At 48.0% G+C, this 24,467-nt stretch carries 22 protein-coding genes; 11 read left to right on the top strand and 11 right to left on the bottom strand.

Annotated features, from left to right (window positions below; all coding sequences use genetic code 11):
• Positions 1-51: 51 nt before the first annotated feature.
• Positions 52-597 carry a cysteine hydrolase family protein gene (locus tag L2713_RS06570; RefSeq protein WP_248967346.1) on the bottom strand — a complete coding sequence of 182 codons (546 nt, stop codon included), beginning with the start codon at positions 595-597 and terminating at the stop codon, positions 52-54.
• Between the two features lie 341 nt (positions 598-938).
• On the opposite strand from L2713_RS06570, the gene L2713_RS06575 reads away from it, so the two are divergent.
• Together L2713_RS06575 and L2713_RS06580 are read left to right on the top strand one after the other, a co-directional pair.
• Positions 939-2,099, top strand: coding sequence for a sensor histidine kinase (locus tag L2713_RS06575; RefSeq protein ID WP_248967347.1), 1,161 nt, complete (start codon positions 939-941; stop codon positions 2,097-2,099).
• A 44-nt stretch (positions 2,100-2,143) separates the two neighbouring features.
• The gene (locus L2713_RS06580; RefSeq protein WP_248967348.1) at positions 2,144-2,821 is read left to right on the top strand and encodes a response regulator transcription factor; all 678 of its coding nucleotides are present in this window, start codon (positions 2,144-2,146) and stop codon (positions 2,819-2,821) included.
• A gap of 139 nt (positions 2,822-2,960) precedes the next feature.
• Here L2713_RS06580 and hpf (L2713_RS06585) read toward each other — a convergent pair whose 3' ends face one another.
• Both hpf (L2713_RS06585) and L2713_RS06590 read right to left on the bottom strand, forming a co-directional pair.
• The gene (gene hpf / locus L2713_RS06585; protein ID WP_011716246.1) at positions 2,961-3,317 is read right to left on the bottom strand and encodes a ribosome hibernation-promoting factor, HPF/YfiA family; all 357 of its coding nucleotides are present in this window, start codon (positions 3,315-3,317) and stop codon (positions 2,961-2,963) included.
• Between the two features lie 231 nt (positions 3,318-3,548).
• The gene (locus tag L2713_RS06590) at positions 3,549-5,117 is read right to left on the bottom strand and encodes a methyl-accepting chemotaxis protein (RefSeq protein ID WP_248967349.1); all 1,569 of its coding nucleotides are present in this window, start codon (positions 5,115-5,117) and stop codon (positions 3,549-3,551) included.
• 423 nt (positions 5,118-5,540) lie between these two features.
• On the opposite strand from L2713_RS06590, the gene L2713_RS06595 reads away from it, so the two are divergent.
• The 5 genes from L2713_RS06595 (at position 5,541) to L2713_RS06615 (ending at position 9,032) form a co-directional block, all read left to right on the top strand.
• Positions 5,541-5,909 (top strand): DUF3649 domain-containing protein, encoded by a 369-nt coding sequence (locus L2713_RS06595; protein WP_089068215.1) that lies wholly within the window; start codon positions 5,541-5,543, stop codon positions 5,907-5,909.
• A gap of 1 nt (position 5,910) precedes the next feature.
• Positions 5,911-7,593, top strand: coding sequence for a PepSY-associated TM helix domain-containing protein (locus L2713_RS06600; RefSeq protein WP_248967350.1), 1,683 nt, complete (start codon positions 5,911-5,913; stop codon positions 7,591-7,593).
• Positions 7,590-7,940, top strand: a complete 351-nt coding sequence (locus tag L2713_RS06605; RefSeq protein ID WP_011621934.1) for a DUF3325 domain-containing protein — start codon at positions 7,590-7,592, stop codon at positions 7,938-7,940. Before L2713_RS06600 ends, L2713_RS06605 begins: the two co-directional genes overlap by 4 nt.
• Positions 7,941-8,039: 99 nt before the next feature.
• Positions 8,040-8,477 (top strand): OsmC family protein, encoded by a 438-nt coding sequence (locus tag L2713_RS06610; protein ID WP_011621933.1) that lies wholly within the window; start codon positions 8,040-8,042, stop codon positions 8,475-8,477.
• A gap of 129 nt (positions 8,478-8,606) precedes the next feature.
• Entirely contained in the window at positions 8,607-9,032 is a 426-nt protein-coding gene (locus tag L2713_RS06615; RefSeq protein WP_248967351.1) for a hypothetical protein, read from the top strand.
• Positions 9,033-9,407: 375 nt separating this feature from the next.
• Here L2713_RS06615 and L2713_RS06620 read toward each other — a convergent pair whose 3' ends face one another.
• From L2713_RS06620 to thrA, 6 genes are all read right to left on the bottom strand, one after another.
• A complete protein-coding gene (locus L2713_RS06620) occupies positions 9,408-12,689 on the bottom strand; it encodes a S41 family peptidase (protein WP_248967352.1) in 3,282 nt (1,093 codons plus the stop codon).
• A 207-nt stretch (positions 12,690-12,896) separates the two neighbouring features.
• A complete protein-coding gene (locus tag L2713_RS06625; RefSeq protein WP_283105232.1) occupies positions 12,897-13,808 on the bottom strand; it encodes a substrate-binding periplasmic protein in 912 nt (303 codons plus the stop codon).
• A gap of 133 nt (positions 13,809-13,941) precedes the next feature.
• Positions 13,942-14,211, bottom strand: a complete 270-nt coding sequence (locus L2713_RS06630) for a hypothetical protein (protein ID WP_041412956.1) — start codon at positions 14,209-14,211, stop codon at positions 13,942-13,944.
• A 290-nt stretch (positions 14,212-14,501) separates the two neighbouring features.
• Positions 14,502-15,785, bottom strand: coding sequence for a threonine synthase (gene thrC / locus L2713_RS06635; protein WP_109287881.1), 1,284 nt, complete (start codon positions 15,783-15,785; stop codon positions 14,502-14,504).
• A 65-nt stretch (positions 15,786-15,850) separates the two neighbouring features.
• A complete protein-coding gene (gene thrB, locus L2713_RS06640; RefSeq protein ID WP_248967353.1) occupies positions 15,851-16,789 on the bottom strand; it encodes a homoserine kinase in 939 nt (312 codons plus the stop codon).
• Complete coding sequence (thrA, locus tag L2713_RS06645; RefSeq protein WP_248967354.1) at positions 16,786-19,254, bottom strand: bifunctional aspartate kinase/homoserine dehydrogenase I; 2,469 nt, start codon at positions 19,252-19,254, stop codon at positions 16,786-16,788. The genes thrB and thrA overlap by 4 nt, the downstream gene beginning before the upstream one ends.
• 642 nt (positions 19,255-19,896) lie before the next feature.
• Here thrA and slyD point away from each other — a divergent pair.
• Positions 19,897-20,559 carry a peptidylprolyl isomerase gene (gene slyD / locus L2713_RS06650; protein ID WP_248967355.1) on the top strand — a complete coding sequence of 221 codons (663 nt, stop codon included), beginning with the start codon at positions 19,897-19,899 and terminating at the stop codon, positions 20,557-20,559.
• A gap of 192 nt (positions 20,560-20,751) precedes the next feature.
• Positions 20,752-21,129: a hypothetical protein gene (locus L2713_RS06655; RefSeq protein ID WP_248967356.1), complete on the top strand. Its 378-nt coding sequence runs from the start codon at positions 20,752-20,754 to the stop codon at positions 21,127-21,129.
• 30 nt (positions 21,130-21,159) lie between these two features.
• Here L2713_RS06655 and trpR read toward each other — a convergent pair whose 3' ends face one another.
• The gene (gene trpR / locus L2713_RS06660) at positions 21,160-21,435 is read right to left on the bottom strand and encodes a trp operon repressor (protein ID WP_011621923.1); all 276 of its coding nucleotides are present in this window, start codon (positions 21,433-21,435) and stop codon (positions 21,160-21,162) included.
• 189 nt (positions 21,436-21,624) lie between these two features.
• On the opposite strand from trpR, the gene L2713_RS06665 reads away from it, so the two are divergent.
• Positions 21,625-22,074, top strand: a complete 450-nt coding sequence (locus L2713_RS06665) for a c-type cytochrome (protein ID WP_011625579.1) — start codon at positions 21,625-21,627, stop codon at positions 22,072-22,074.
• A gap of 65 nt (positions 22,075-22,139) precedes the next feature.
• On the opposite strand, the gene L2713_RS06670 is transcribed toward L2713_RS06665, so the two are convergent.
• A complete protein-coding gene (locus L2713_RS06670) occupies positions 22,140-22,829 on the bottom strand; it encodes a cytochrome b/b6 domain-containing protein (RefSeq protein WP_248967357.1) in 690 nt (229 codons plus the stop codon).
• Positions 22,830-23,126: 297 nt separating this feature from the next.
• On the opposite strand from L2713_RS06670, the gene hpf (L2713_RS06675) reads away from it, so the two are divergent.
• Positions 23,127-23,483 (top strand): ribosome hibernation-promoting factor, HPF/YfiA family, encoded by a 357-nt coding sequence (gene hpf, locus L2713_RS06675; RefSeq protein WP_248967358.1) that lies wholly within the window; start codon positions 23,127-23,129, stop codon positions 23,481-23,483.
• Positions 23,484-24,467: the final 984 nt, after the last annotated feature.

The raw sequence follows: 24,467 nt of genomic DNA on the forward strand, positions 1-24,467 counted from the left end.
ATTCTGATATCAAAAAACGCAGCCTAAAGGCTGCGTTTTTGTTTGTGGACATCAACGAAATACGATATCCGCACTCTTGGCTAAACGCACAAAGGCGCCTTGGAGCGTGGCATTGTGGTGAGCAATAATCGCCTCTGCCGAGAGCTGCGCCGTATCCATACAAGTGTGCGCATCGTCGGCTAATACCACCTGCCAGCCAAGTTCAGCCGCAATCCGGCAATTGGTATCGATACAATACTGGGTTTTCATCCCCACTATCACCAACTCGCTGACCCCTTCATGGGTTAACGCCTCTGCCAATCCGGTTTGATAAAAACAACTTGGCTTAGTTTTATCAAAGATATTATCCAGCTGCGGATTAATTGCTAAGGATTCTATCAATTGCCAGTTTGCCGTTCCGGCAGCAATGGGGGAACCTTCCGGCCCGGTATGGCGAACCGCCCAAATCGGTGCCCCTGCCTCGCGGGCATTGGCAATTAACAGATTAATGTTATTTAGCACCTGTTCCCGATTAAAGGGCGGCGCATCGGCGTAAAACAGTCCCTGCTGCATATCAATAATTAACAGCGCAGTTTTAGGCAAGCTCATGTTATCCATCACATTCTCCAGCATTATTGCCCAAAAGACGGAAAAAACAACCCCGCCACTTTGGGCGGGGTTGAGTAATCGATTTTTTAAGCACAAATCGCTACGCACGCACCGCCGAAGCAGTTGTGGTCGTAGTGTGGGTGAAGTAAACGGCAAATTTGTGCATAAGGCAAAATTATGCCAGCCGCTTAAGAAGATCAAGTCAAGTTTGATGACAATTTAATGAAATAAATCAAATTGCTTATGAGGCGGCTAACATTGAAACTGTGTCATCTTTGCCACAGTGGTTTAGTGACTTATTGCATTCTTGCCTTAGAATGGGTGCAACATGAATAAAAGGAAACCAATCAGTGCAGGGAAATCGATTAATCAGAGCAGAAACTATGCTGATTGGCGCAGGCAGCCTCACCTGGGCGCTCGTCGCTTGGCTAGGGCTCAATCAGGATATGCAAGCAAAGCTCCCCACACTCGCGACCTTTAGCCATATCACCCTGTATTCCTTGTTTATCTTGCTCTTCTTGTTATTAACGACACAGGACTTCCCCCGAAAAAACCTCAATCTAAGCAGGCGGTTAAGTACCGCACTCGTCGGCAGCGTCTTCGGATTGATGCTGTTGAGTCAACATCCATTGCTCCCCATTCTGCTGGTGATTTGGGCCTCGCTCTTGCCAGAATTTTTTAATCGCCGCGTCGCAATAGCACAGATCCTATTGGCCAATCTTGGTTATTACCTGCTCCTGCACGCACAAACCGCAAGCAGTGTGATGATTAATGTGCTTATTTACATGGGGTTTCAACTGTTTGCCTACAGCAGTAGCCAAGCGAGATTATCCGAGCGCGAGTCTCGCCGGATACAGGAACATCTTAATCAACAGCTTATCGCCACCAGAGCCTTGCTGAGCCAAACGAGCGAGCAGCAAGAAAGGCTGAGGATCTCACGGGATCTGCACGATATTCTCGGCCACCAGCTCACGGCATTATCATTACAACTTGAGCTCTTAAGTCATCAAGCGCCTACGGAACTCAAACCCACAGTCAATCAGAGTAAATCGCTTGCCAAGGAATTATTAGAGAGCATCCGCGCCGTGGTTCGGGCGCAGCGGGTGAATATTGGTCTCGATTTAACGCCGCCGCTCGATGCCATTGCAAGCCGTTTGCCCAATGTTAGCTTGCGGTACGAATCGTTAATGCCGCTCCAGTCGACTGAACTGGCACAAGCCTTATTGCTCGTGCTGCAGGAGGGGATCAGTAATGCAGTGCGCCATGGCCATGCCAATCAACTCACGCTGTCGATGCATGAAGAGCAAGCTGAGCTTATCATTTGCCTTAAAGATAATGGCCAAGGAATTAGCCAAAGCCCCTCTCAGGGCGTTGGGCTAAGTAGCATGCAAGAAAGGTTATCCCCCTTTCACGGCAGTGCGCGTTTGCAAGCCAATCACGCAGGCGTAGACAGTTCGCGTACTCAAGGCTGCTCGCTAATGATTCGTCTACCGCGCGGCAACGCATTGTAATGCGCCATATAAACCGACACGCTTAATCAAGGAATGAATCTCCCATGGAATCTCAGCATACAGTCACAACCTATGGTCAACCCACGGCGCGCACTATCAGAGTAGGATTAGTGGAAGATCAGCAGCTTGTGCGTCAGGGTATCGCCAGCTTGATTGCCATCTCACAGCATATCGAGGTGAGCTGGCAGGCCGAGAATGGTCAAGAGGCGCTAAAACGACTGCAAACCGATGCCGTAGATGTGCTTTTAAGCGATATACGTATGCCAGTGCTCGATGGTATCAGTCTGCTAAAACAGCTTCGCGCCGCACAAAACCCCATACCAGTCATTATGTTAACCACCTTTGATGACAGTGAATTGTTTTTAAATAGCCTGCAGGCGGGTGCGAATGGCTTCTTATTGAAAGATGTCTCTCTGGATAAATTACTTGAGGCCATCGAAACCGTGGCCCAGGGCGGACACTTGATTGAACCATCTGTGTTAGAACAGATGCAGCAATCCTCTGCAACAGCGCAAAGCGGCCCGACTCACGACTTATTATCCCAACGCGAGCGGGAGATCTTAGGTTTTATGGCGGGGGGATTTTCCAATAAAGAAATTGCCAATGCAGTGTTTTTGGCCGAAGGCACGGTAAAAAACCATGTCTCCACCATACTGGCTAAACTCGATTGCCGTGACCGCACCCAAGCCGTGCTTAAGGGGTTGCAGCTCTCTTTGATTTAAGAAATGCGGCAAGTTTAAGGGTTGGCTTATAAATGCCAGGCTCAAAATATTCTGCCTTTAACCATTTGATTTAAGACAAATCGCAGCCAATAAAAAAGGGCCAATTGGCCCTTTTTTATTGCATCCTAAAGCTTAATTCCTAGCGCAAATCCATCTCTTGGATAATTTCATGGGCGATAGGTGCCGTGGTGCAGGTTGGCTTTTCATGTAAGTCCGCCTTCAACTGACCCTTACGGTGTTTTAGTGCTGCATCCAGTTTTTTGGCTGCGGCGGCAATCGCGGGATACATGATTTCATCCGTACCCGATGCTGAGATGCGACTACCTTCGTAATTTGTTCGAATTTCAACCTGAAACTCGCCATGCTCCTTAGCAATAATGATATCGAGGCCGATGAGTGTGGGGAAATGAGTGGCGATTTTAGAAAACTTTTCGTTAACGTGTTCTTTTACAGAATCAGTAACATCGACATGGTGACCAGAAAGATTAATTTTCATAGGGTGTCCCTTTTAGTGTCTTTACTTTTTTTCGCTTCACTATTAGAGCTTGGGGCATGGCAAATAAAACACAAGCCCCCTAGACAAATATTTCGAGCTAAACGGGTATTAGCAGTCGCTAAATGTGAGACTAATCAAAGAAATGACACGCGAAGGGAACTAAAAAAACAGCTAACTGGTTGATTTATAATCAGCAACAAAAATATAAACCAACCAGTCAAATAACAAAGGTTAATACTTACGTTGTACGCTCTGCTGCCAAAATTGCTGCGATAGGTGGTGGGTTTTAGTCGATAATCGCGAAACCTGATCGCCCCTCGCCGCCGCATCCTGGGTCTGCTGCAAACTCTGCTGAGCCAAATCGCTGATCACATGGATAGCACGGCTGATTTCCGCCGCCACGGAGGTCTGCTGAGTCATTGCGGCCGCATTGTCATCACTTAAGGAGTTGATGCGCGCGATAGAAGATAACAACTCGCCAAAGGCAATGCTGGCATCCTGCGCCAAAGACACAGAGCGCTTAACCTGTTCCTGTCCGGCCGTCATGGTTGAGGTTGCTTTTTGTGTGCTGTCTTTAAAGCGGCTTACAATCAGCTCAATTTGTGAGGTCGACTGACTGGTTCGGCTAGATAACTGCCGGACCTCATCGGCAACGACCGCAAAACCGCGACCGCTTTCCCCTGCCCGCGCCGCTTCAATCGCGGCATTCAGCGCTAACAGATTGGTTTGATCGGCAATCGCGCGGATCACTTCTAGCACTTGATGAATCGCTTGGCTGTCCTGCTCAATCGTTTGCACCACATCGGAGAAATGGCTCACCTGCACACTCAGCTGATGTATCGCCTCGATAACGGTTTCAAGCCGTGAATGACCACGCTGCGCCGCCTCATGGCTAGAAACCATCTCGGATGCGGTGCGATGGATATTATCCGTTACCTCGGCAAAGCTTGCACTCATTTGCTCCATCGCCGTTGCCGCCTGCGTGGTTTGCGCGCTCTGGCTATCGGCATGCTCCCACGTATTGGTGATGGTTTGTTTCAGATTCACGCTCTGCTCTTGGATCTCACTGGCAGAATCCGCCATTCGGCCCACTACGCCGCCAATTTCGGTGATCAAAAATCGCAGCGCCAGATCTAGCTTACCGATTTCATCTTGCCTGCCGGTGTAAATCCCCATAGCAACGGGATCATCGATAATATTGCTGGCCACCTGTACTAATGCCTGAAAAGGCTGCATGAGCATGTACCACAGACCCAAAGCAAGCAGTCCACCAGCAAGGGCGGCTAAAATGGGCGAATACATTGCCAAGTAGGCGGTTAGAGCGATGGTAAACAACATCGCTACGAGGTTTTTTCCGCGAAATCCTAAGCGGTCTTTTTTCAGCACCTTGGGCTGTTGTCCTTGATTGATCCCTTGATAGATTTCCTCGGCCGCCTTGATTTGTTCTGGAGTTGCTTGGCGGCGAACGGATTGATATTCATGAATTTTGCCATTTTCGTACACTGGGGCGACGTAGGCATTCACCCAGTAATAGCCACCGTTTTTTGTTCTATTTTTGACAATCCCCATCCAAGGTTTGCCGCTTCTTATCCGCTCCCAAAGCATTTTAAAGGCGGCTGATGGCATATCTCCATGGCGCACTATGTTATGCGGGCTCCCCTGCAACTCGGCAACGCTATATTCACTGATCTGCGAAAAGGTTTGATTGACATACTTAATGTTGCCTTTCAGATCGGTCGTCGAGAGGAGAATAGCGTTTTCGGATAGGTGTTTTTCACCATTTTTTGAATGTGTTTGCATAGGGCGCACTAACGGATTCCATGTGAAAGTTGCGCCGCATTTTGCCAAAAGCACAGAACGCCTGCTTTGATTAAGCTCACAGTGACAGCATAAAAATTAACCAAATTCTAAACAAGCAAGATCAATCACATCAATAAAACCAAACATTTGTGACAAATTGCACATTATGAAATGTTTGCCGCGTAAACGACTCCAGCGTGATGTTTACGCTGTCACAAATTCGTTAGGGATCTCACAGATAAACGCAAATGATATTGTTTATCATTTAAATAAACTAGGTTATACTCCAAGCTGAGTAGCGACTCTCCTTTGCTCATGCACCCAAGTGGACTGGGTTAGGCATAAGAACAATCAATGGAGTGGTATGCATGATATGGCACATCGCCATAACGGTTTTAATATTGACTGAAATAAGCAGCACTTATGTCTCATATCCCAGTTTCCAATACACCAACATCGGCAGCCTCAGCTTCCGCTGTGACGAGTTATTATCACGCCGTCATTCGCTGGATTAAGCAAGACCAGACCCAGTTTGGTTTGCAGGTGTTTGTGCGCGCCACTGCCGCTTTATTAGCGGGTTATATCGCTGCGGCAACACTAGCCTGTATGTTGACCCAAGTCCTGCCAATGTCTCGATTTGAAAGCACCTTAACCGCCAATATGCTGGCCTTTTTGTTTTATGCCATCGCCATCATTTACGCCTTCTGTGTGCGTAAAACGTGGCATGCGTGGCGTGACTTAAGCCTATTTAGCCTCCTGTGTTTTGCTCTGCTTAAGGTGTGTGGACAGTAAGATGAAAGAAACTTTTTTTAGAACCCTCTCATGGCTGCACACTTGGGCGGGTTTGCTCGTGTGCTGGGTATTACTGCTGATCTTTTTTGCTGGTAGCCTGAGTTATTTCCGCCATGAAATGAGCCTGTGGGCCGAGCCAGAACTCCACCGCGGCGCCTTTCAAGACTATCAAACGAATCAAGTAGCGAGTCAGCTTGACCAAGGTCAAGACTACATTGAAGCGCATTCCGCTGCGGCAACCCAACGCTGGTTAATCAATTTCCCAACCGAAAGAAGCCCCATGCTGAGCTTTGCGTGGCAACTGCCGCCTGAAAAGGGTCAACGCCGAGGCAAAATCGAGCAGCATGTCACCAAGGCCGATGGCAGTGGCATGATCACCGATGTCCGCGATAGCCGCGGCGGTGACTTCTTCTACCGTTTACATTTCGACCTGCACTACATGCCAGCCATTACGGCGCGCTACATTGTGGGTGTCTGCACTATGTTTATGTTGATTGCCCTTATCAGCGGCATCGTTATCCATAAGCGTATCTTTAAAGACTTGTTTAGCTTTCGTCAGAACAAGGGCGCTCGCTCTTGGTTAGATGCCCATAATGTCAGCTCTGTGATTGCCCTCCCCTACCATTTAATGATCACCTATACCGGCCTCATCACTTTAATGCTGATCTATATCCCATGGACGGTAAGCACGGCTTATCCTGAGGATAATCAAGCCTTTTTAAAAGAACTCAATCCGGCAAGACAAACAGAAAAAGCCTCGGGCATTCAGGCAGAGCAAGTGCGCTTAAGCCAACTGCTGCCGCAAGTTCAGGCTGAATGGGGCGATGCACCTATCAAGCAGGTGATTGTTTCCTATCCGAAAGATCAAAATAGCCAAGTGACCTTCTACCAAAATACCGGTAAAGACGTCACCGATGAATCAACACTCTTAGTGTTTAACGGTGTCACGGGTGAACTCAAGTACGCCAGCCCCCATGAGATGTCGGCAACCGTCGTGACCTACGACACTATGATGTCACTGCACACCGCGCGTTTTGCCGCGCCACTGCTGCGTATTTTGTTCTTCTTCTGCGGCTTACTCGGCTGCGCCATGGTCGCAACGGGCACCTTAATGTGGGCGATTCGTCTGCGCCAGAAACAGCAAAAGGCAATCGATAAAGGCGAGAAAGCAAGCCGTGGCCTGCGCTTAGTCGAAGGATTAAACTTCATGTTTATCTTAGGCTTGCCCTTGGGCGCGGCGGCATTTTTCTATGCAAACCGCCTATTACCAACGGATTTTTCCGCCCGATCAGCCTGGGAAGTACACAGTTTCTTTATCGCCTTAGGATTGATGGGCGTATGGGCATTTTTCGGTCGAAGCCGACGCCATTGGCAATTCGCCTTGATGCTTATCGGAGCGCTTTATTGCGCACTGCCGCTGTTAAATGCGGCCACGTCTCCAAGCCACTTAATTGATAATATCCGCAGCCAACAATGGGCACTGGTGGGGTTTGATGTGCTCGCGCTGTTACTGGGCTGTGCCATGCTTTTTGCGAGCACTCGACTCTCGGCCGTGGTGAAAACACTGCAAAAACCGAGTCCAAAAAATACCACAGCCGTTGAAAAAGTCAGGAGAAAACAACCTGATCCGAGTTATGCTAACGAACTTGCCTCGTCGTCTCCCTTGGAGGAAGCAAAATCATGATGCCAGAATTTATCCCAGTGCTCGGCATTCTCGGGCTCAGTTATCTCTCCCTTGCGCTGTTTGCGTTAGCCAAGTTTGGCCATTTTAAGGATGTGTTTAAGCGCCCACCATCGCAGTGGCAGAGCCGTCTGTTAACCCTGTTTGCTTGGCTGTTATTAATCATCAGCCTAAGTACCTGCGCCCAGGGACAAGGTTGGGCCTATGGCAGCATTTTGTTTATGGGGATTATATCGCTGGCCGCGATGCTTGTGATTTTGACCCTAAGCTACAGCCCGCGCCATCTTCCCATCGGCATAGTCACCGGCAGTGTATTGACTTGCAGCTTACTGTTAACGGGTGGGATCTAAACCGTTTCTTAGGCGGCGCACTAAACTGTGCGCCCCATGCTGGAGAAGTCTTTTTAGCTAAGCTATAGTGCCCTGATGTCCTGCAATGAGGAGAAAAACATGGGCTTTAACTTAACGGTGAATTGGCAAACCTCTCCAGCCGAAGAAGGCGAATTCTGCCGTGACCACAGCATTACGTTTGGCAGCGGTCAAACGATTCAGGCATCTTCTGCCCCCGAGTACAAGGGCAATGAACATTTGGTTAATCCAGAGGAAAGCCTGCTTGCAGCGTTGTCCTCCTGCCATATGTTGACCTTCCTCGCCATTGCTCATCTTAAACGTCTCCCAGTCGCCTCCTATGTCGACGAGGCTTCGGCTGAACTGGGGAAAAATGAGGCAGGCAAGCTTGCGGTCACAAAAATGGTCTTAAATCCTAAGGTAGTGTTTGCCGAAGGTGTCGAGGTTTCTGCTGAGACTCTTGAGAAAATTCACGAAAAAGCACACGCAAACTGCTTTATCGCCAATACGTTAGCGACAGACATTCAAATTAAGTTTTAACGATTTGGGGCAAGTTTATTGCGATGAACTTGCCCTCTCCGATGACCTATCTCCCCACCCGTTCAGCTTAGCTCAAGCTCAGTTACCGTATGATAGCGCCATATCGCACGCTCACACTCGAGGTAAGCTATGCAAATCCAAGCCTATCGTAATACCGCCCCCCCCTATCAACAGCCTGCAGCAGCAACCACGACGAGTACGGCAGCAGCCACAGCCGCCCCCGCCAGCGCGAACACTGTGACCCTATCTAATGAAGCAAAACAACTGTCGCAGGTGGACCCGATCCCACAACCTCATGCGCCAGACTTAAGCAAAGTGAAGGCGGGTGTTGAGCAATATGCCCATATTCAAGCGACCAAAATGAAGTATCAGGTCGCATCGGACATGGTCAATATCGCGATGGGAACGAACGATGAAATTTCGGCTCCCACGGCATACTATTTGAGTCACAACGATTCGGCTAGGGCTGCAACTGTGGGGCAAATGGCGAATCAACAACAGGTCAACACCCTGCAAGCCTATGTTGATGCCAGCGAAAGCACTAGGGCGTGTTGACGTTTCAGGGTTATTTTTGCAGCGACTTGGCTGGTTTTTATGCAAGGCAAAGCCCGTGCAGTCTAGTTATTCTACATAAACGGGCGATAACGCAGCAGAAATGCCAGCCAAACGCTGCCCGAAGGGTTCGTCTGGCAAGCTCTTGCTCTTTGTCACTCGTTATTTGAGTAGAATAACTACACCTCACTCCTCGTTTCGCGATCACGAGCTTGCCAGAGCGAACAAAATTTAATCTCGAAACGTCAACACGTCCTAATGAGTGGGCATAAAAAAAGGTGTTGTCTCGGGAACCACAAGACAACACCCTAACATTGAACCAAGCCAGCTTAACTCGGCTAACTTAAACCTTAGTTAAATTTCTATTTTTTAAGCTAATTACTTAGCTTTTATGTCTTCTGCCATTCCTTTCGCCGGCATAGGCTGCGCCTTCAATGCGGGGATAGGCTGCTTAATCAACTCATCCTTAAGATAGCTGATGGCCGTTTCGAGCTGCGCATCGTGGCCGTTAAAGGTCGCAAAGGGTAAGTTATCCACCTCGATATCCGGTGTCACCCCATGTCCTTCGAGTACCCAGCGACCATCCATCGCATATTGCGGATATTCGGCGACCCGCGCCATACCTTTATCTGTGAGAGAGTTACGACCCGATAACCACACGCCTGCGCCCGCGGTTTGCTTACCAATGAGCGGAGCAATGCCCAGCGCCTTAATCCCCGCCGAGAAGGTTTCACCATCTGAGTACGTTAGCTCGTCGGTTAACACCACTAAATGGCCACGGAAGGTTTGCTGCATATTGGTATTAGGCGTGCCATGGGTTGGCTGCCAGAATGCCCAAGCGCGGCGTAACAGTTTTTCGATGATCCAACTATCAATATTGCCACCGCGGTTACGGCGCACGTCGATAATCAAACCGTCCTTGTCGTAATTGGTGTAAAACTCACGGGCAAAACTCTCAATATCGCCGCCGCCCATGGCGTATAAATGCAGGTAACCAATCTTGCCCTTACTCGCCTCGGTCACGACACCTGCGTTGTGGTTAACCCAATCTAAGTAACGTAATTGGCTATCGACCTGAGTGCTAACCGGCATCACCACGGTTTTATGGTTTTGGCTGCCGCGTTTAAGCTCGAGTAATACCTGCTTATCCTGCTGATTACGCAATAAACGAGTCACATCGGCCACATTGGTCACAGGAGTGCCATTGATGGCGAGTAACATATCGCCTTCTTTCGCATCGACTTCGATACGGCTTAAGGGCGATGCCTGGCTTGGCAGTTCAGGATCATTACGATAGATATGGGCAATTTTTACTCCATCGTTAGTTTGTTGTAGCCGAGCGCCTAAACTCGCGCCTTTGGCCGCGTCAGGGTCTTTTGGCAGATCGCCACCCCGCACTTGCGAGTGCAACGAGTCTAGCTCGCCCATCATCTGCATAAAGATATCATTCAACTCGTTACGGTCGGTCAAACGGTCAAGTAACGGTTGGTACTTGGCCTTGGTCGCTTGCCAATCGAGGCCGCGCATCTTCTTATCGAAGAAGGAGTCCCTGTGCATTAACCAAGCATCTTCAAACATTTGTTGCCATTCTAGAGTGGGTGAAATTGCTAATTGCCACTGATCCGTTTGTACCTTGGCATTTTCGGTATCGCCCAACTTGTCGCCCGCATCGACGATCAGCAGCGACTTTTCATTGCTTTTTTTGCGCAGCAACAACTTGCTACCATCGGCGGACACACTGTAGTTCGCCACATCTTCGGCAAACACTTCGGCTTTAGGGCGCTGCTCGCTAAACTTAATCGTCATTAAGCTAGGCTCGGTGTCATCGCCAATCGCTTGGTCGAGCACGTAGAGACGACCATCAATGGCAGTTAACTGGCTGTAATTGCCTGAATCGACAGGCACTTGCCATAAACGCTCGCCAATTCCCGCCCAATCAATTTTTACCGGCGTAGGTTTATCCTTAGAGTCTGCCTTTTCCGTCGTCTTAGCCGTCAGCTCTGTGGGTTTGCTGAAGGGGAACTTGGCATTCTTCACTAAGGCAATCGCAAAAATCTGGCTGCGTTTATCAAACACTGGCCCCATATTGCGGTCGCCCCAAGGTGAGCTTGGTGTCGCAGTAAACTGGCGATTGGAGAGGAAATATAGCCACTGGCCATCGCTGCTAAAGGTCGGCGAATAGGACTCATACTTGTCGCTAGTGAGCGTTTGAGTCTTATTTTCGTCCACTGAATACAGCACGATTTGTGGCCTTTGCTTGCCGATTTCGGATTTAGTTAACGCGATAAAACGACTGTCTGCCGACCAGCGAATATCCGCATAGGGGCCGAGTCCTTCACCGTTGCTGATGATTTTTTGATTGGAATTTTTCTTCAGATCTAGCAACCACACATTGCCATCGTTATCGTCGTGGGCAAGGTAACGGCCATCGTTTGACAGACTCAGCGTCATTCTTAAGGTATGACCATCTTTGGTGAGTTGCTTCGCGCCGCTGCTGCCATCGGCAGGGAATTGCCAAATTTCCTGTTGGCCACTCATGTCGCTGATGGCATAAACCGATTTACCATCCTGACTCATAATCGCATTGCGCACGCGATAGGTACCAGGCAGTGCCACTTGCACTAAACGTGAACCATCAATTCCCGCAATCGCCACATGGCTGCGGGCGGTAATCACCACTTTATCGCCCGCAAGCGCAAGGTTCGCTGAGGTCGCATAATCCATAGGATCTTTTACCCAATGCTCGCGGCGCTGGGCAAAATCGGATGTTAATTCAATATCTAATAATGAGTCTTTGGCTGAAGCGATATCAAAAACATGAATATCGGCGCCCTGCTGGAACACGACTTTGCCTTGGTCCATGCGCGCGCCGCGCACCTGCCAATCTTTATATTGGGTCAACTGTTTTGCGTCACTGCCATCCAGAGCCATGGACCAGAGATTGTCGTTACCATCGCTGTCGCTGATAAAGTAGAGTCTGTCTTGCCATAGCATAGGCTGACGCACCGAACCTTGATGCTGACCACTGAGCAACTGCGCCTCGTCTTTGCCACCGAGTTTAAAGCGCCATAACTCACCCTTAGCGCCGCCGCGATAAACCTTAGCGTTATCGCCGGTGACCTGCAGGCCAAAACGGGTAAAGTACACATATTGATTATTGGCATCGACTACCCCTTCCACCGCATCGGCAAGTGGTAAGTCGGTCGTCGCCAAGGTTTCTGGATTCACCAGTCGCAACATCCAATTGTTCGCAGGGCCAAAGCCACTGTCGGTGGAATAAAGCACTTCGCCCTTTGCAGTCCAGCCTTGCACGCGCACTCGGCTGTTTTCGAAACTCACTCGTTTGGCCACACCACCCGCCACAGGAATGACATAAACCTCACTCGCGCCCTCATAATTGGCGACATAGGCCACCCATTTACCATCGGCGGAGATGGCCGCACCTAACTCTTCGGCGGGTAAAGTGGTCAGGCGCGTCGCCGCCTTTTGCCCGATCGTTTGAGTCCAAAGATCGCCTTCGGCCGTAAAGACTAAGGTCTGGTCATGTAATGCTGGCGCACGGTAATAACCTTGATTGTTGGCGGGTTGAGCGATGGCGTGGGCTGCGGACAAAGTGCCAAGGGCGAGCATGCAGCAGGCAACAGAATGACGAAGTTTCATGTGTAATCTCTATCCTATTGTTATTGTTAGCAATGGACTTTCTAGTGGGCGTGATTGACGAATGATGACCCAAAGTCTGGCAAAGTAATCCCACAAGCTAGCAGAAATTGATAGAGAGAGCAGTAACTGAAGGCAACAGAAGTTTTAGCAAATGTGTCATAGGCTTACCATTTGCTATACCAATAATCCTAAAGGTATTTCTCAGGTTTAATCGAAGGTGAGTAAGTTGGCATATTGCGCGGAGAGCGAATTAAACTGATGGCTGGTTTTCGTTTGCTGCGCCAACGAAATTTGCTGCCATTTGTATACAATTCGGGCAATTTCACCGTTAGTACTTAACGCCTTAATTGCAGCATTAAATTGCTTTAATTGCGCTGATGAAAGGGTTTGCTTGCTAAGCATTAAGTGAATTTGGTTGCGGTCCAACACTGGCTTTAGCGGTGATAACCTCACCCCTTGATGCTGACTGGCGATATAAGGCATGGCCATGGCATCACCAATAATCAGGTCCGCACGGCCATAGGTGAGCATTTGCACCGACTTATCGGCATCGGGACTGAGTATTAACAGGTGCTCTTGCTCCAAGCGCTGCCGAGTCTGCTCATAATCCACCCCATACCAACCACTGATAGGCACTAACAAACGCAGTTTCTGGCTAAAAATGTCCTGCCATTGGGTTAAGCGGATCTTGTCTTTGTTTTCATCCAACACAAATAAACGCACGGTTTCATCACGGTAGGCGGCGGAGAATAAGGCATACTCTTCACGCTCAGCGGTTTTAGTGGCGCCCATCATCATGTCTAAGGAGCCACTTTTCAGCATTTGATGCGAGCGCTTAGCCGGCACATTGATAAAAGTGACCTCGCAGCCTAAGTGTTCGGCAAAGGCGCGAAGCAGCTCCACATCTAACCCCTGCGCCTCCCCCTGTGGATCTTCCCAGGCATAGGGCGGCCAATCGTTATAACCCACTTTGAGGGGATTTAAGCAAACGGGCGCTCCGGCCTCAGATGGAACACCTAAAGCGGGGAAAATAAAAATACATAACAGCAGGATATGGCTAAGCTGAAAAACGAACCTAGGCACAATAGTCGCCCCATAATCGGTTGTTCTCGTCCTCATCGAGAATGTCTAACGCAATGAGTTTACCGTTAGAGCCGCGGCGTTCCCATCGCCTTCCTAAGCTTAGTCTGCATCAACTGAGGATGCCATCGGCTTGAACTCCCGTAAGCAAGCCATCGCTTAAGTATCCGATTTAAAGCAGGCACTTATACACTATCGCCACCACTTTGGTTGGTTCGCCCATATCCGTTTGAAGCCACACTATATGGGTGCCTCCTAACTCCTCCCCTTGTAAGGCGGCGGATTGTTTTGCTTCGGCAAGGTTATTGGCATGGCGACTTACACCAGTGACTAGCGCAAAACTGTCACAGTGAGTCACTTCAAAATCATAGGCTTCGTTAATGCGCCGTGGTAATTGAGGGGGTTCTAGGGCGCAACTTGAGAGAAAAAAGATAAGGCAAATCCCTGATAAGGCACATTTAAACAAAACAGTTTATCCAATTGTTAAATCCTAAATAGGCGGGCGAACATAACGAATTCGATTCAACTTAATTGTGAAGCAACTCACATCCCTTTAACGACAACCAATACACTAAGTTACAAATATTAATTTGATTTCATATAGTTATATAAAGGTTTGATAATCACCATGGATGATAAGCTTTGATTAATTCTCTCGAGCCTCATTTACACTTGTAAAAAAGGGAGTCAATCGACTCCCTTTTACCTGTTGCTTAATGGCGATTCGCCGCCTCAGCTTAACACCGCAAATAAATGTGACTTTAACTGAGCAAAATCGGCGGCTAATTCAGCCGAGAGTACGGGTTTATGCTTCACCGCTTTAAGTTCTGCAGGCAGAGGTAAATCGAGGTTAAGCTCTCTATCCACGACGTCCTTAAACTTGGCAGGATGCGCCGTACCTAAAAATATTCCCACTTCATCAGGCACTAAGTTAAGTGTTAAGGCTCTGGCTGCAATGGCTGCATGGGGCTCGGACACATAACCTTTGGCATGTAACTCAGCCAGCGCCTCCGAGGTTTGCGCCTCTGATAAACGTATCCCCACTAGGTCAGCCAATGGCCAACCGAGTTTCTCGCAAATTGCCTCGACGCGGGGCCAGTTACTTGGCTCGCTCACATCCATCGCATTGGACATAGTCGCTTGAGTGGGATTGGGTTGCCAATCACCACTCTCTAAATAACGTGGGACAGTGTCATTGGCGTTGGTGGCGGCAATAAAACGTTTGACGGGTAAGCCCATGGCTTTGGCAAATAAGCCCGCGGTGAGATTACCAAAATTACCACTGGGCACGGCAATCACAGGATCGGCCTCATGGCGCTGTTTCGATTGGGCGACCGCTTCGAAGTAATAACAAATCTGTGCCAGCAAACGGCTGATATTGATTGAGTTGGCCGAGTTTAAATGCAAGCCATCACGCACATCGCTATCTTCAAAAGCCTGTTTGACTAAGTGCTGACAAGCATCGAAATCGGACGCTACTGCCACAGTGTGGATGTTCTTACCTAAGGTGGTGAACATCTTTTCCTGTAGCTCACTGATTTTGCCCTTAGGATAGAGCACGACTACATTGACTTTATCTAGGCCGTAAAAGGCATCTGCCACCGCCGCCCCTGTGTCACCCGAGGTCGCGGTTAGAATGGTTAAGCGCGAGTCTTGGGCAAAGGCATTGATGCATTGCGCCATAAAGCGCGCACCAAAATCCTTAAATGCTAAAGTTGGCCCATGGAAAAGCTCAAGGCACGAGCGCTGCTCATCGACCGCCACCAAGGGCAAATCGAAATTAAAGGCACGCTCGACCAGTTTATCTACCGCGTCTTGTCCAAGCTCTGAGGCAAGCCAAGCGCCAAGCACTTTTTTACTCCGCTCGACAAAAGGCATCGCCAGCAGCGCCTCGATATCGTGCAACACTGGGATTTGAGTAGGAAAAAACAACCCTCTGTCTTTACCGAGTCCTAATTGCACCGCTTCCTTAAAGCTCACTTTCTGCGAAGGGTGTTTTAAATTATATAGTTCCATGCTCACTCGACCTTATCAGTGCCAAGCCTTTAGGCTTGGGCTTAATGCTTTTAAAAGTAAGAAAATTAATCGACTCTGCGCGTACCTTGCTCATCGAGGCGGCACACATGGGCAAAGCCCCCCGCTTCAGTCAGATAATGAGCCTCTAACCACGCCTTGGCGGCGTTAGCGGTCGCAAGATCGTCTGTCACCGAAAACAGCGTTGGCCCGCTACCCGAGATGCCAGTGGTTAACATGCCTAATTCGGCGAGCGCCGCTCTGGCGTTGTCATAACCCGGTATCGCCGCCGCGCGGTAAGGTTCGGCCAGCACATCCTTCAAGACTTGAATCGCAAGCTTGGCGTTTTGCTGATAAGAGGCGTGTACAAAGGCACTCAAATAACGCCCAAAATCGATGACCACGGACTTATCGTATTGTTCTGGCATGAGTTTACGCATCATCGCCGTCGAGAGTGAAATCCCAGGATACGCCACCACCCAATACCATTGTTTAAAACTGGGTATCGGCTCACAGATAGCGCCAGGCACATTGAGCATCAGCTGCATGCCGCCCAAATAACAGGGGGCGACGTTGTCGTAATGCACACTTCCACTGATCTTGCCCTCAAACTCGCCCATGAGTTCGAGTAGTGCTTGCTTATCGTATGGACGCTCAAAATGCTCGTTAAGCGCGTAAAGCGCTGCAACCACAGAACTGGCGCTCGAGCCTAAGCCACTGCCGACGGGCAAGTTTTTTTCTAGGGTTAATGCCACGCCTTGGTTTTCTTTCCCAAGGGCTTTTAAGAAAAACACCGCGCATTGATGGACGATATTCTCCTCGGGATTGCTGGGTAACTTATGCGCCCAAGCTCCCACTTGAGTGAGGCTCACCCCCGCATCCGCCGCCGCAATCGTGACTCTATCGCCTAGTAAACTGCCATCGATGGGCGCAAGTGCTGCGCCCAATAAATCAAAGCCCACACCCACATTACCCATAGAGGCGGGAGCGTAAACGGTCAAACTCATACACTCACCTCACGAGTCCAATTTAAGGTTCTTAATACATCGGCAAAGGCGCCGGCCGCTGTCACTTCTGTACCCGCACCGTATCCACGTAATACAAAAGGAATCGGCTGATAATAACGGCTGTAGAATGCCAGCGCGTTTTCACCTCCTTTTACGCTGTAGAGCGGATCGGTAGCATCGACTTCGGTGATACGCACATAACACGCGCCTTCTTCAATCTGCCCCACATAACGCAGCACTTTACCCTGCGCTTTCGCCTCTGCCACTCGTGCCGCAATCGCGGCATCGGCCTCGGGTAAACGCGCCATAAAACTTTCCACATCGCCTGAATCATCAAAATCGTCAGGCAGAACTGAGTCGACAACGATATCGCTTAGCTCAAGTTTCAAACCCACTTCACGGGCCAAGATCAGCACTTTACGCGCCACATCCATACCACTTAAATCATCACGGGGATCGGGCTCGGTAAAGCATTTTTCCCGCGCCAGTTTAGTCGCTTCTGACAGTGTCATGCCCTCATCGAGTTTACCGAAGATAAAGGATAAGGAGCCTGATAAAATACCGTTAAACTTGTGCAACTTATCGCCAGCAAATAACAGTTTTTTCAAGTTGTCGATAACGGGCAATCCGGCGCCAACGTTAGTCTCATACAAGAACTGACGACGTTGTTTCAAGGCTGTTTGACGCAGTGCTTGGTAGTAAGCGTAGTCTCGCGTATTGGCCTTCTTATTGGGCGTCACCACGTGCATGCCCGCATTCATCACCTCTAAATACTGGTTCGACACTTGATCGCTTGAGGTACAATCCACCAGTACAGGGTTTAATAACTGTTGCTCTTTCACCCAAGCCAATAGCGCGGGCAGATCGCTTGGCTGCTGACTGTCGGCAAGCAGGTTTTGCCAATTGTTTAAATCGATACCCGCACTATCGAGTAACATCTTGCTTGAATTCACGATGCCGCAGACACGAATGCTAATGTGCTGCTCTTTTAACACGCTCGCCTGATGTTTGATTTGCTCGAGTAAGCCTGCACCAACATTGCCGCAACCCACTAAAAACACATCTAAATATTGCTGCACATCGAAAAAGCCCTGATGACAGGCGGCAACCGCATGCTTGGTCTTTCGCTGCTCGATTACCGTTGAAATAGAACGTTCAGAAGAGCCTTGCGCAATCGCGATGATATTCACACTCGCCTGCGCTAACGCTTGGAAGAACCGCGCCGCCACACCTTTATGGGTACGCATGCCATCACCGATTAACGAGACGATTGCTAAGTCATGGCGCATTTCAATCGGCTCGAGTAAATCACTTTTGATTTCTAGCTCAAACTCTTGCTCCAGCGCCGATTTCACCTTGGCGGACTCGCTTGTCGCCACACAAAAGCTGATGCTGTATTCGCAAGAACTCTGGGTGATGAGTGACACGGAAACGCCACTACGGGAAATTGCCGCCAGTGTGCGGCTCGCCATGCCGACCATGCCCTTCATGCCGGGGCCTGATACATCAAACATGGTTTGATTATCCAGATTAGAAATGGCCTTCACCTGCAGACCGCTTTCATCGGCCTGATTCGATACCAGAGTGCCAGGCGCATCGGGATTAAAGCTGTTCTTGATATAACAGGGAATATGAAACTGAGCGATGGGCGCAATGGTTTTAGGATGCAGCACCTTAGCCCCAAAGTAAGACAGCTCCATCGCCTCTTGATAACTGAGCTGTGACAATAATTTAGCATCGGTGACAACCCGAGGATCGGTGTTGTATACGCCGTCAACGTCGGTCCAGATCTCACAACTTGAGGCATCTAAACAAGCGGCCAGCACGGCAGCGGAATAGTCAGAGCCGTTACGGCCTAAGGTCACGACCTTGCCGTCTTCATCGGCGGCGGTAAAGCCGGGCATCACCCAAACCCGCTTCTCATCGAGGGCAAGATTTTTGAATCGCGGTTTACTGACGGCAATATCCACCACGGATTCGAGCGGACGACCACGGCCTAAAAACAGCTCACGCGGGTCTAGCTGAGCCGAAGTGATGCCTTTTGCCAGCATGACTTGCTCCATCAAAGCAGCAGACAAACGCTCGCCAGCAACCACGATCTCGGCGCGCACCCCGTCAGGGCATTCCTGCAGCAGCGTAATACCGCGTAATCTGTCCTGCCAACGTGCAAGTTGCGCACTCAGTCCGGCGAACAGCACTTCGCTTTGACTGCTCGAGAGTCCAGAACTGACCGCATCCTGATAGAGCGAAGTAAACACTCGCTCAACGTGTTGAATGACTGGCGAATAATCTTCCCCTTTCACCGCCACATCCACCATTTCTAGCAAGGCGTTTGTTACTGTCGCGGGCGCAGAGAGCACTGTAGCCACCGGTTCTGCTTTCGCCGCGTTGGCCACGATATCTGCCGCCATTGAAAATCGCTGCCAATTTGCAAGCGAGGTACCACCAAATTTCATTACTTTCATCTTGATCTCCTGTACCGCGCCCGACTAAGAAACATAAGCTAGAAACAAAAAAGCCCGCTTCTTTGTGGGAAGCGGGCTCGTCGTTAAAATTCTTTAGGGTGTATCAGCCCGCCCCCACTCTGGTTGTAGTGGTGGTTGTAATAATGGTAGTTACTACAAAACCTAGGCTATGCATACGTTTGGGCTAATCCATGTCAATGTGATGTAAAACAGAATTGCCTTTTTCACCTAGCCTTGTCAACCCCCTAACTGGATTATTTATGAACAAATCTTTCACAGCCTCAAATTCGCTTCTTAACATTCATTAATATCAAGTTTTCCTAGGGTAAAAATGCGATTTCATCAATAGAAAACTGTTGACGTAAACGTAATGCCGCACAAATGCATCTATTTTTAAACATTTAAATTCAATCAATTATATCAAGCATGTCGTAATGCCTTTAGATTAGGCTATGTAAATCCACTTTCGAGGCCAACAAACCGCAAGCGATATCCATCAACAATTTGGCGTAAATTCCTCTCCAAATGGCTGTTCATCACGCCAACAAAAAGCTGTGCGATATCTAACATAAGCAACTTCAAATTATCGCCAGCGCCCCAAAAGCACGTTATTATGCGCGCACATTCCGAACCGGAGGCGATATGAAGATCACCCAACACAGCGCGGTAACCATTCATTACCGTTTATCAGATCAAGACGGCAGACTTTTAGAAGACTCTTTTGATGCCGAACCTATGCTCTATCTGCACGGTGCAGAAAACCTGATCCCAGGATTAGAAGCTGCATTAGAAGGTAAAACCAAGGGCGAAACACTGGATGTGACTATTAGTGCCGAAGAAGCCTACGGTCCTTACCACGATGGTCTGCGTCAAGCTGTGCCATTAGAAGCATTCGGTGATATCGAAGATATCGTTCCTGGTATGCGCTTTATTGCCGAGACAGAAATGGGTCAACGCCCAGTGCAAGTTGTCGAAGTCAAAGATGATGTGGTCATCGTTGATGGCAACCATCCTTTAGCGGGACAAGCACTGAGCTTCAACATTGAAATTATCGATGTTCGCGCTGCAACGGCAGAAGAAGTTGCCCATGGCCATATCCATGCCCACGGCGGATGTGGCAGCCATGGTCACAACCATGATCATGACCACGGCGGCGGATGCTGTGGTGGTTCAAGCCAAGATGCGGGTGGCTGTTGTGGCGGTTCTGATGATCATGGTCATCATCACCATGACCACGATCATGAAGCGTGCGACACACCAAAAACAGGTTGTGATGGCAATGGCGGTTGCGGTTGCCGCGGCTAATCTAGGCCGTAACGCCTAAAGCTCACTAACCCGAGCAAGATAATGAAGCACTTCCTTACATAAGGAGGTGCTTTTTTTATCAACAAATGTTTATAATCCAAAGGTAAACACGGAAGTTTTAGATAGATTTAGCATTTTTAACTGGAATATTAGGGTTTTAAACCTATTTCGATATCACGCGACGGAGTGCATATGTTAACAAAACCTGTATACGAAGCTTTACCTTATGGTTATATGGCATTAGGCATCGCAAGCTTTATGCTGCTCGAACCCAATTATGCTTTGATTGCTTCAGCTGTCATGTTTGTGCTTGGCGCAAGAATTTACACTATGCGCTCCCAAAACCGTCGTACCGACCCTATCAAACGTAGGAAATCAGGCGGGATCCCTAAGATGATTTATGACCTATTACCCTTCTTATACTTGCTAGGTGCATTGTCCATCTTTAAGTTTTTACCCGAAAAGTTTTACCCATTATTAGCCATATTACTCTTAAGCTACAGCTTCTACATTCTGGTAAGACGTACGCTTTATCGTCGTCATAAGTTGCCTGCCACCCCAATGTTTTAGGCTATTAAGGATAAAGGCACCACAGCGACCTTATTTGATGAGCTGTTGAATTTTTTCTCTATGGCTGGGTGCCATATTCTTTAAATAGTTTGAACAGCGTGTGATCGTGGCGATGCTGACCTCGTATTCCGCCGCGATTTGCCGCTGGCTCATCTCGCCATCCAGTAATAATTGGAAAACCTTTAATCGTCCCGCGATCGCACTGCGCTCTTCTTCTGTCAGCAATAAATGGAACAACACTGAGAGTTCTTCATAGTTTCCATGGCTCAAGATTTTCTCTAAAACTAAGTCCCAATTGGCTCGCATAATCGCCCCAGTAGTATTGTTTAAGCATTACAACGGCAGTTTAGCAGATTTACTCAACCAACAAATAACTTGTTACGTTTATCCTTCCTGCCTAGACAAAAACTGACAAAAATGCTTCTAGTACATTGAGTTAATTTGTGTACAATAGGAGCGCAATGTCACACTTCGACGCTAATTTGTGAGAATACGATGAAAAAATTACTCCTGACTCTCGTTGCCGGTACCTTATTGGCTTCAACTGCACAAGCACACAATTTTGAAGATGCGAAGGACGCGATTGAATATCGCCAATCTGCATTTGGCCTGATTGCTTATAACTTTGGCGATATGGGCGCAATGATGAAAGGCAAGAAACCTTTCGAAGCTGAAACCTTCGCAATGCGCGCCAACAATGTTGCTGCTCTTTCACACATTCCTTTCGAAGGCTTTATTGAAGGTTCAGATAAAGGCGATACCGAAGCGCTAGCCAAAGTATGGCAAGACAAGGCTGACTTCGACGCTAAGATGAAAACCTTCCAAGAAAATGCCGCTATTTTAGCGACTGTGGCTCAAAAAGGTGACCAAGCTGAAATCAAGCAAGCCTTTATGAACACAGGCAAGAGCTGTAAAGGCTGCCACGACGTGTACAAAAAAGACTAATTACGCGTTGTAATGTCTAATAAAGAAGCCTGCTACATGCAGGCTTTTTTAATGTTCAGCACTTGCTAGAGCACTTGTACTATGGGCCACATCAAATAGGTAAACACCACTCCAGCGATGATTAACAGCACGATTAAGGCCAACCACTGTGATTTAAACACCAACTGAGTTTCAGATTCGGCGTGCTCAACCTTAGACACCCGTTTATAACCGCTGAGCATGGCTCCCACTAATTTGTCACCTTTAAGCGCGTGTACAACGACAGCCAACACATGCACGGCACTCAAGGCTAAGATGAGGTTGAAATTCATTTTATGCAACCAAGTGAGAAACGAAGCAGTATCAGCACTCACATAGCTGTACAGTGGACCTTCGGTAAACACATCATCGGTAGCAAAGAGTCCAGTGATAAGCTGTAAGCTAATAATGGCAATCAACACAATCACCATATAACCGCCCATCGGATTATGCCCTAAAACCACTGATACGCCCTTTGCGCGAACGTCTTTCAAATACTCAAACACCACCTTGGGATGATGCACGAAGTGACTAAACCTCGCAGTATCACTGCCAATCAAGCCCCATAAAAGCCGAAAGCCAATCAGGATCAACAAACTATAAGCAAAGATCTGGTGCCATTGCATTTCGCCCACTTCAGCGCTCCACCAGAGTAAGGCCATGAGGGCCACCATGCCCCAGTGAAAAAAGCGTGTGGGTAAATCCCAGACTTTAACTTTGATATGTTCGGTTTCCATAATACCTGCCACTCGACTGAGCAATGAAATAAGTGAAGGTATTTTATCGGGATCTAATGAAAAACTTAAAGTAAAGATAGGTAAATGATGGGAAAGACTGCGTAGTTATCCCATCAAATATGGCCTGTTCCGATAACCAATTCAAGCCTTTTCGACCAAGAATCCGCGAGATTTGTCTAAGCGATCAAATAACCAACGAACAGAACTGAACAGGGTAAAAAATGTGATTTAGATCTCGTTTTTAAGGGTGTAGATTGGTAATCTGAAATCGAAGGAAACAAATAGAAGGTGCAACATATGCTAAAGATTACGAGCAAACAACTAGAAGTCACTGCCCCAATCCGTGAACGCATTGAAAGCCGTTTTGACAAACTTTCTAGGCACGATGTGCAGTTGATTAATCCCCATGTCATCATCACAGAGGAGAAACCTGGTTTCAAAATTGAAGCATCGGTTGGCATCCCAAATGGAGAACTTTTTGCTCAAGCAAAACACGACAATCTTTATGCAGCCATTACGGCCATGGGTCAAAAATTAGAGAAACAACTCAATCGATTAACCCATAAACCTGAAGCCCAACGTTTCGCATCCATTGCTCATCCCGAAGACGCTGTTAATGTCGAGGATGATTACGATGAGGAAGATGCAGCTTAAGTTACTCGATGTTAGTGCGAGACCACATCACTTCGAGAGCATAAAGTAGATAAGGTTTAATAGGTCACATTTTTTAGCAAAAGTTTGATAGACCGTCCTAATGGTCAGTAAAAAGAGTGTGAACCTTTAAATAACTACTACACTTTACTAAGTGACAGCAGAATCGAAGTGATGTGAATTTCAACTTAAAAGCGTTAAATATCACCATAAGAAGGAGTACGCCGCCACACAAAACTCACTCTCAAAAACAGTGACACAGGCAGTAACATTAAGACAGCTACATTAAAACAGTCACATTACGGCAGTCATCTTAAGACGGCCACATAAATTAAGTAACGCCAAGCTGTAATATTTATGCGTTTTCCCTCTGATGATCAAATGAGATGCGAGGTTACTAAAAAATAGAGACCGATGACCAACAACTAACGACAAACGCACTAAATGGGTGTTAACACACGAGTCGATCATAAAGGAGTAACCTACTACATCATATTGCCAATTTTAGTCTTACACACTCTTTGAGCCCAAATGTAACAATCAAGAGGAGGACGTCAGCAATAGAGCCACCATAGGTACCATGAAAGACCACTTTAGGTGAATTAGCTTCTTAACAGTCAAACAATATGAGGAGGTTAATAGCGTTATCGGTAATATGAGCAAGTGGGCATATTACAAATAGTGAGTAAAAAAGAATTTAGATAACACGGAACAAGGCGAGCTGCTTAACAGCAAAATACCCAGTACCTTTTTGAGTACTAATATCAGCCAGATTCCTTTATTTATATTCTGTAGTGTAATCGTAAGTGAAAATGTAAGTTGAAATTGTAAGTTGAAAGTGAGTTAACCTGCTGAATAAACAAAATCTAATGCGATATGTGTTGTTTATTCACAAAGCGTCAATAAAATCCTTTAATAACAATGCTCAATAACCTAGGAGGAATAGTTTGTTTGACCAGTCTTTCAACCAGCGCACCTTCGGGTGCG

Origin of the sequence: Shewanella seohaensis (assembly GCF_023283775.1) — a bacterium.
Lineage (GTDB): Bacteria > Pseudomonadota > Gammaproteobacteria > Enterobacterales > Shewanellaceae > Shewanella > Shewanella seohaensis.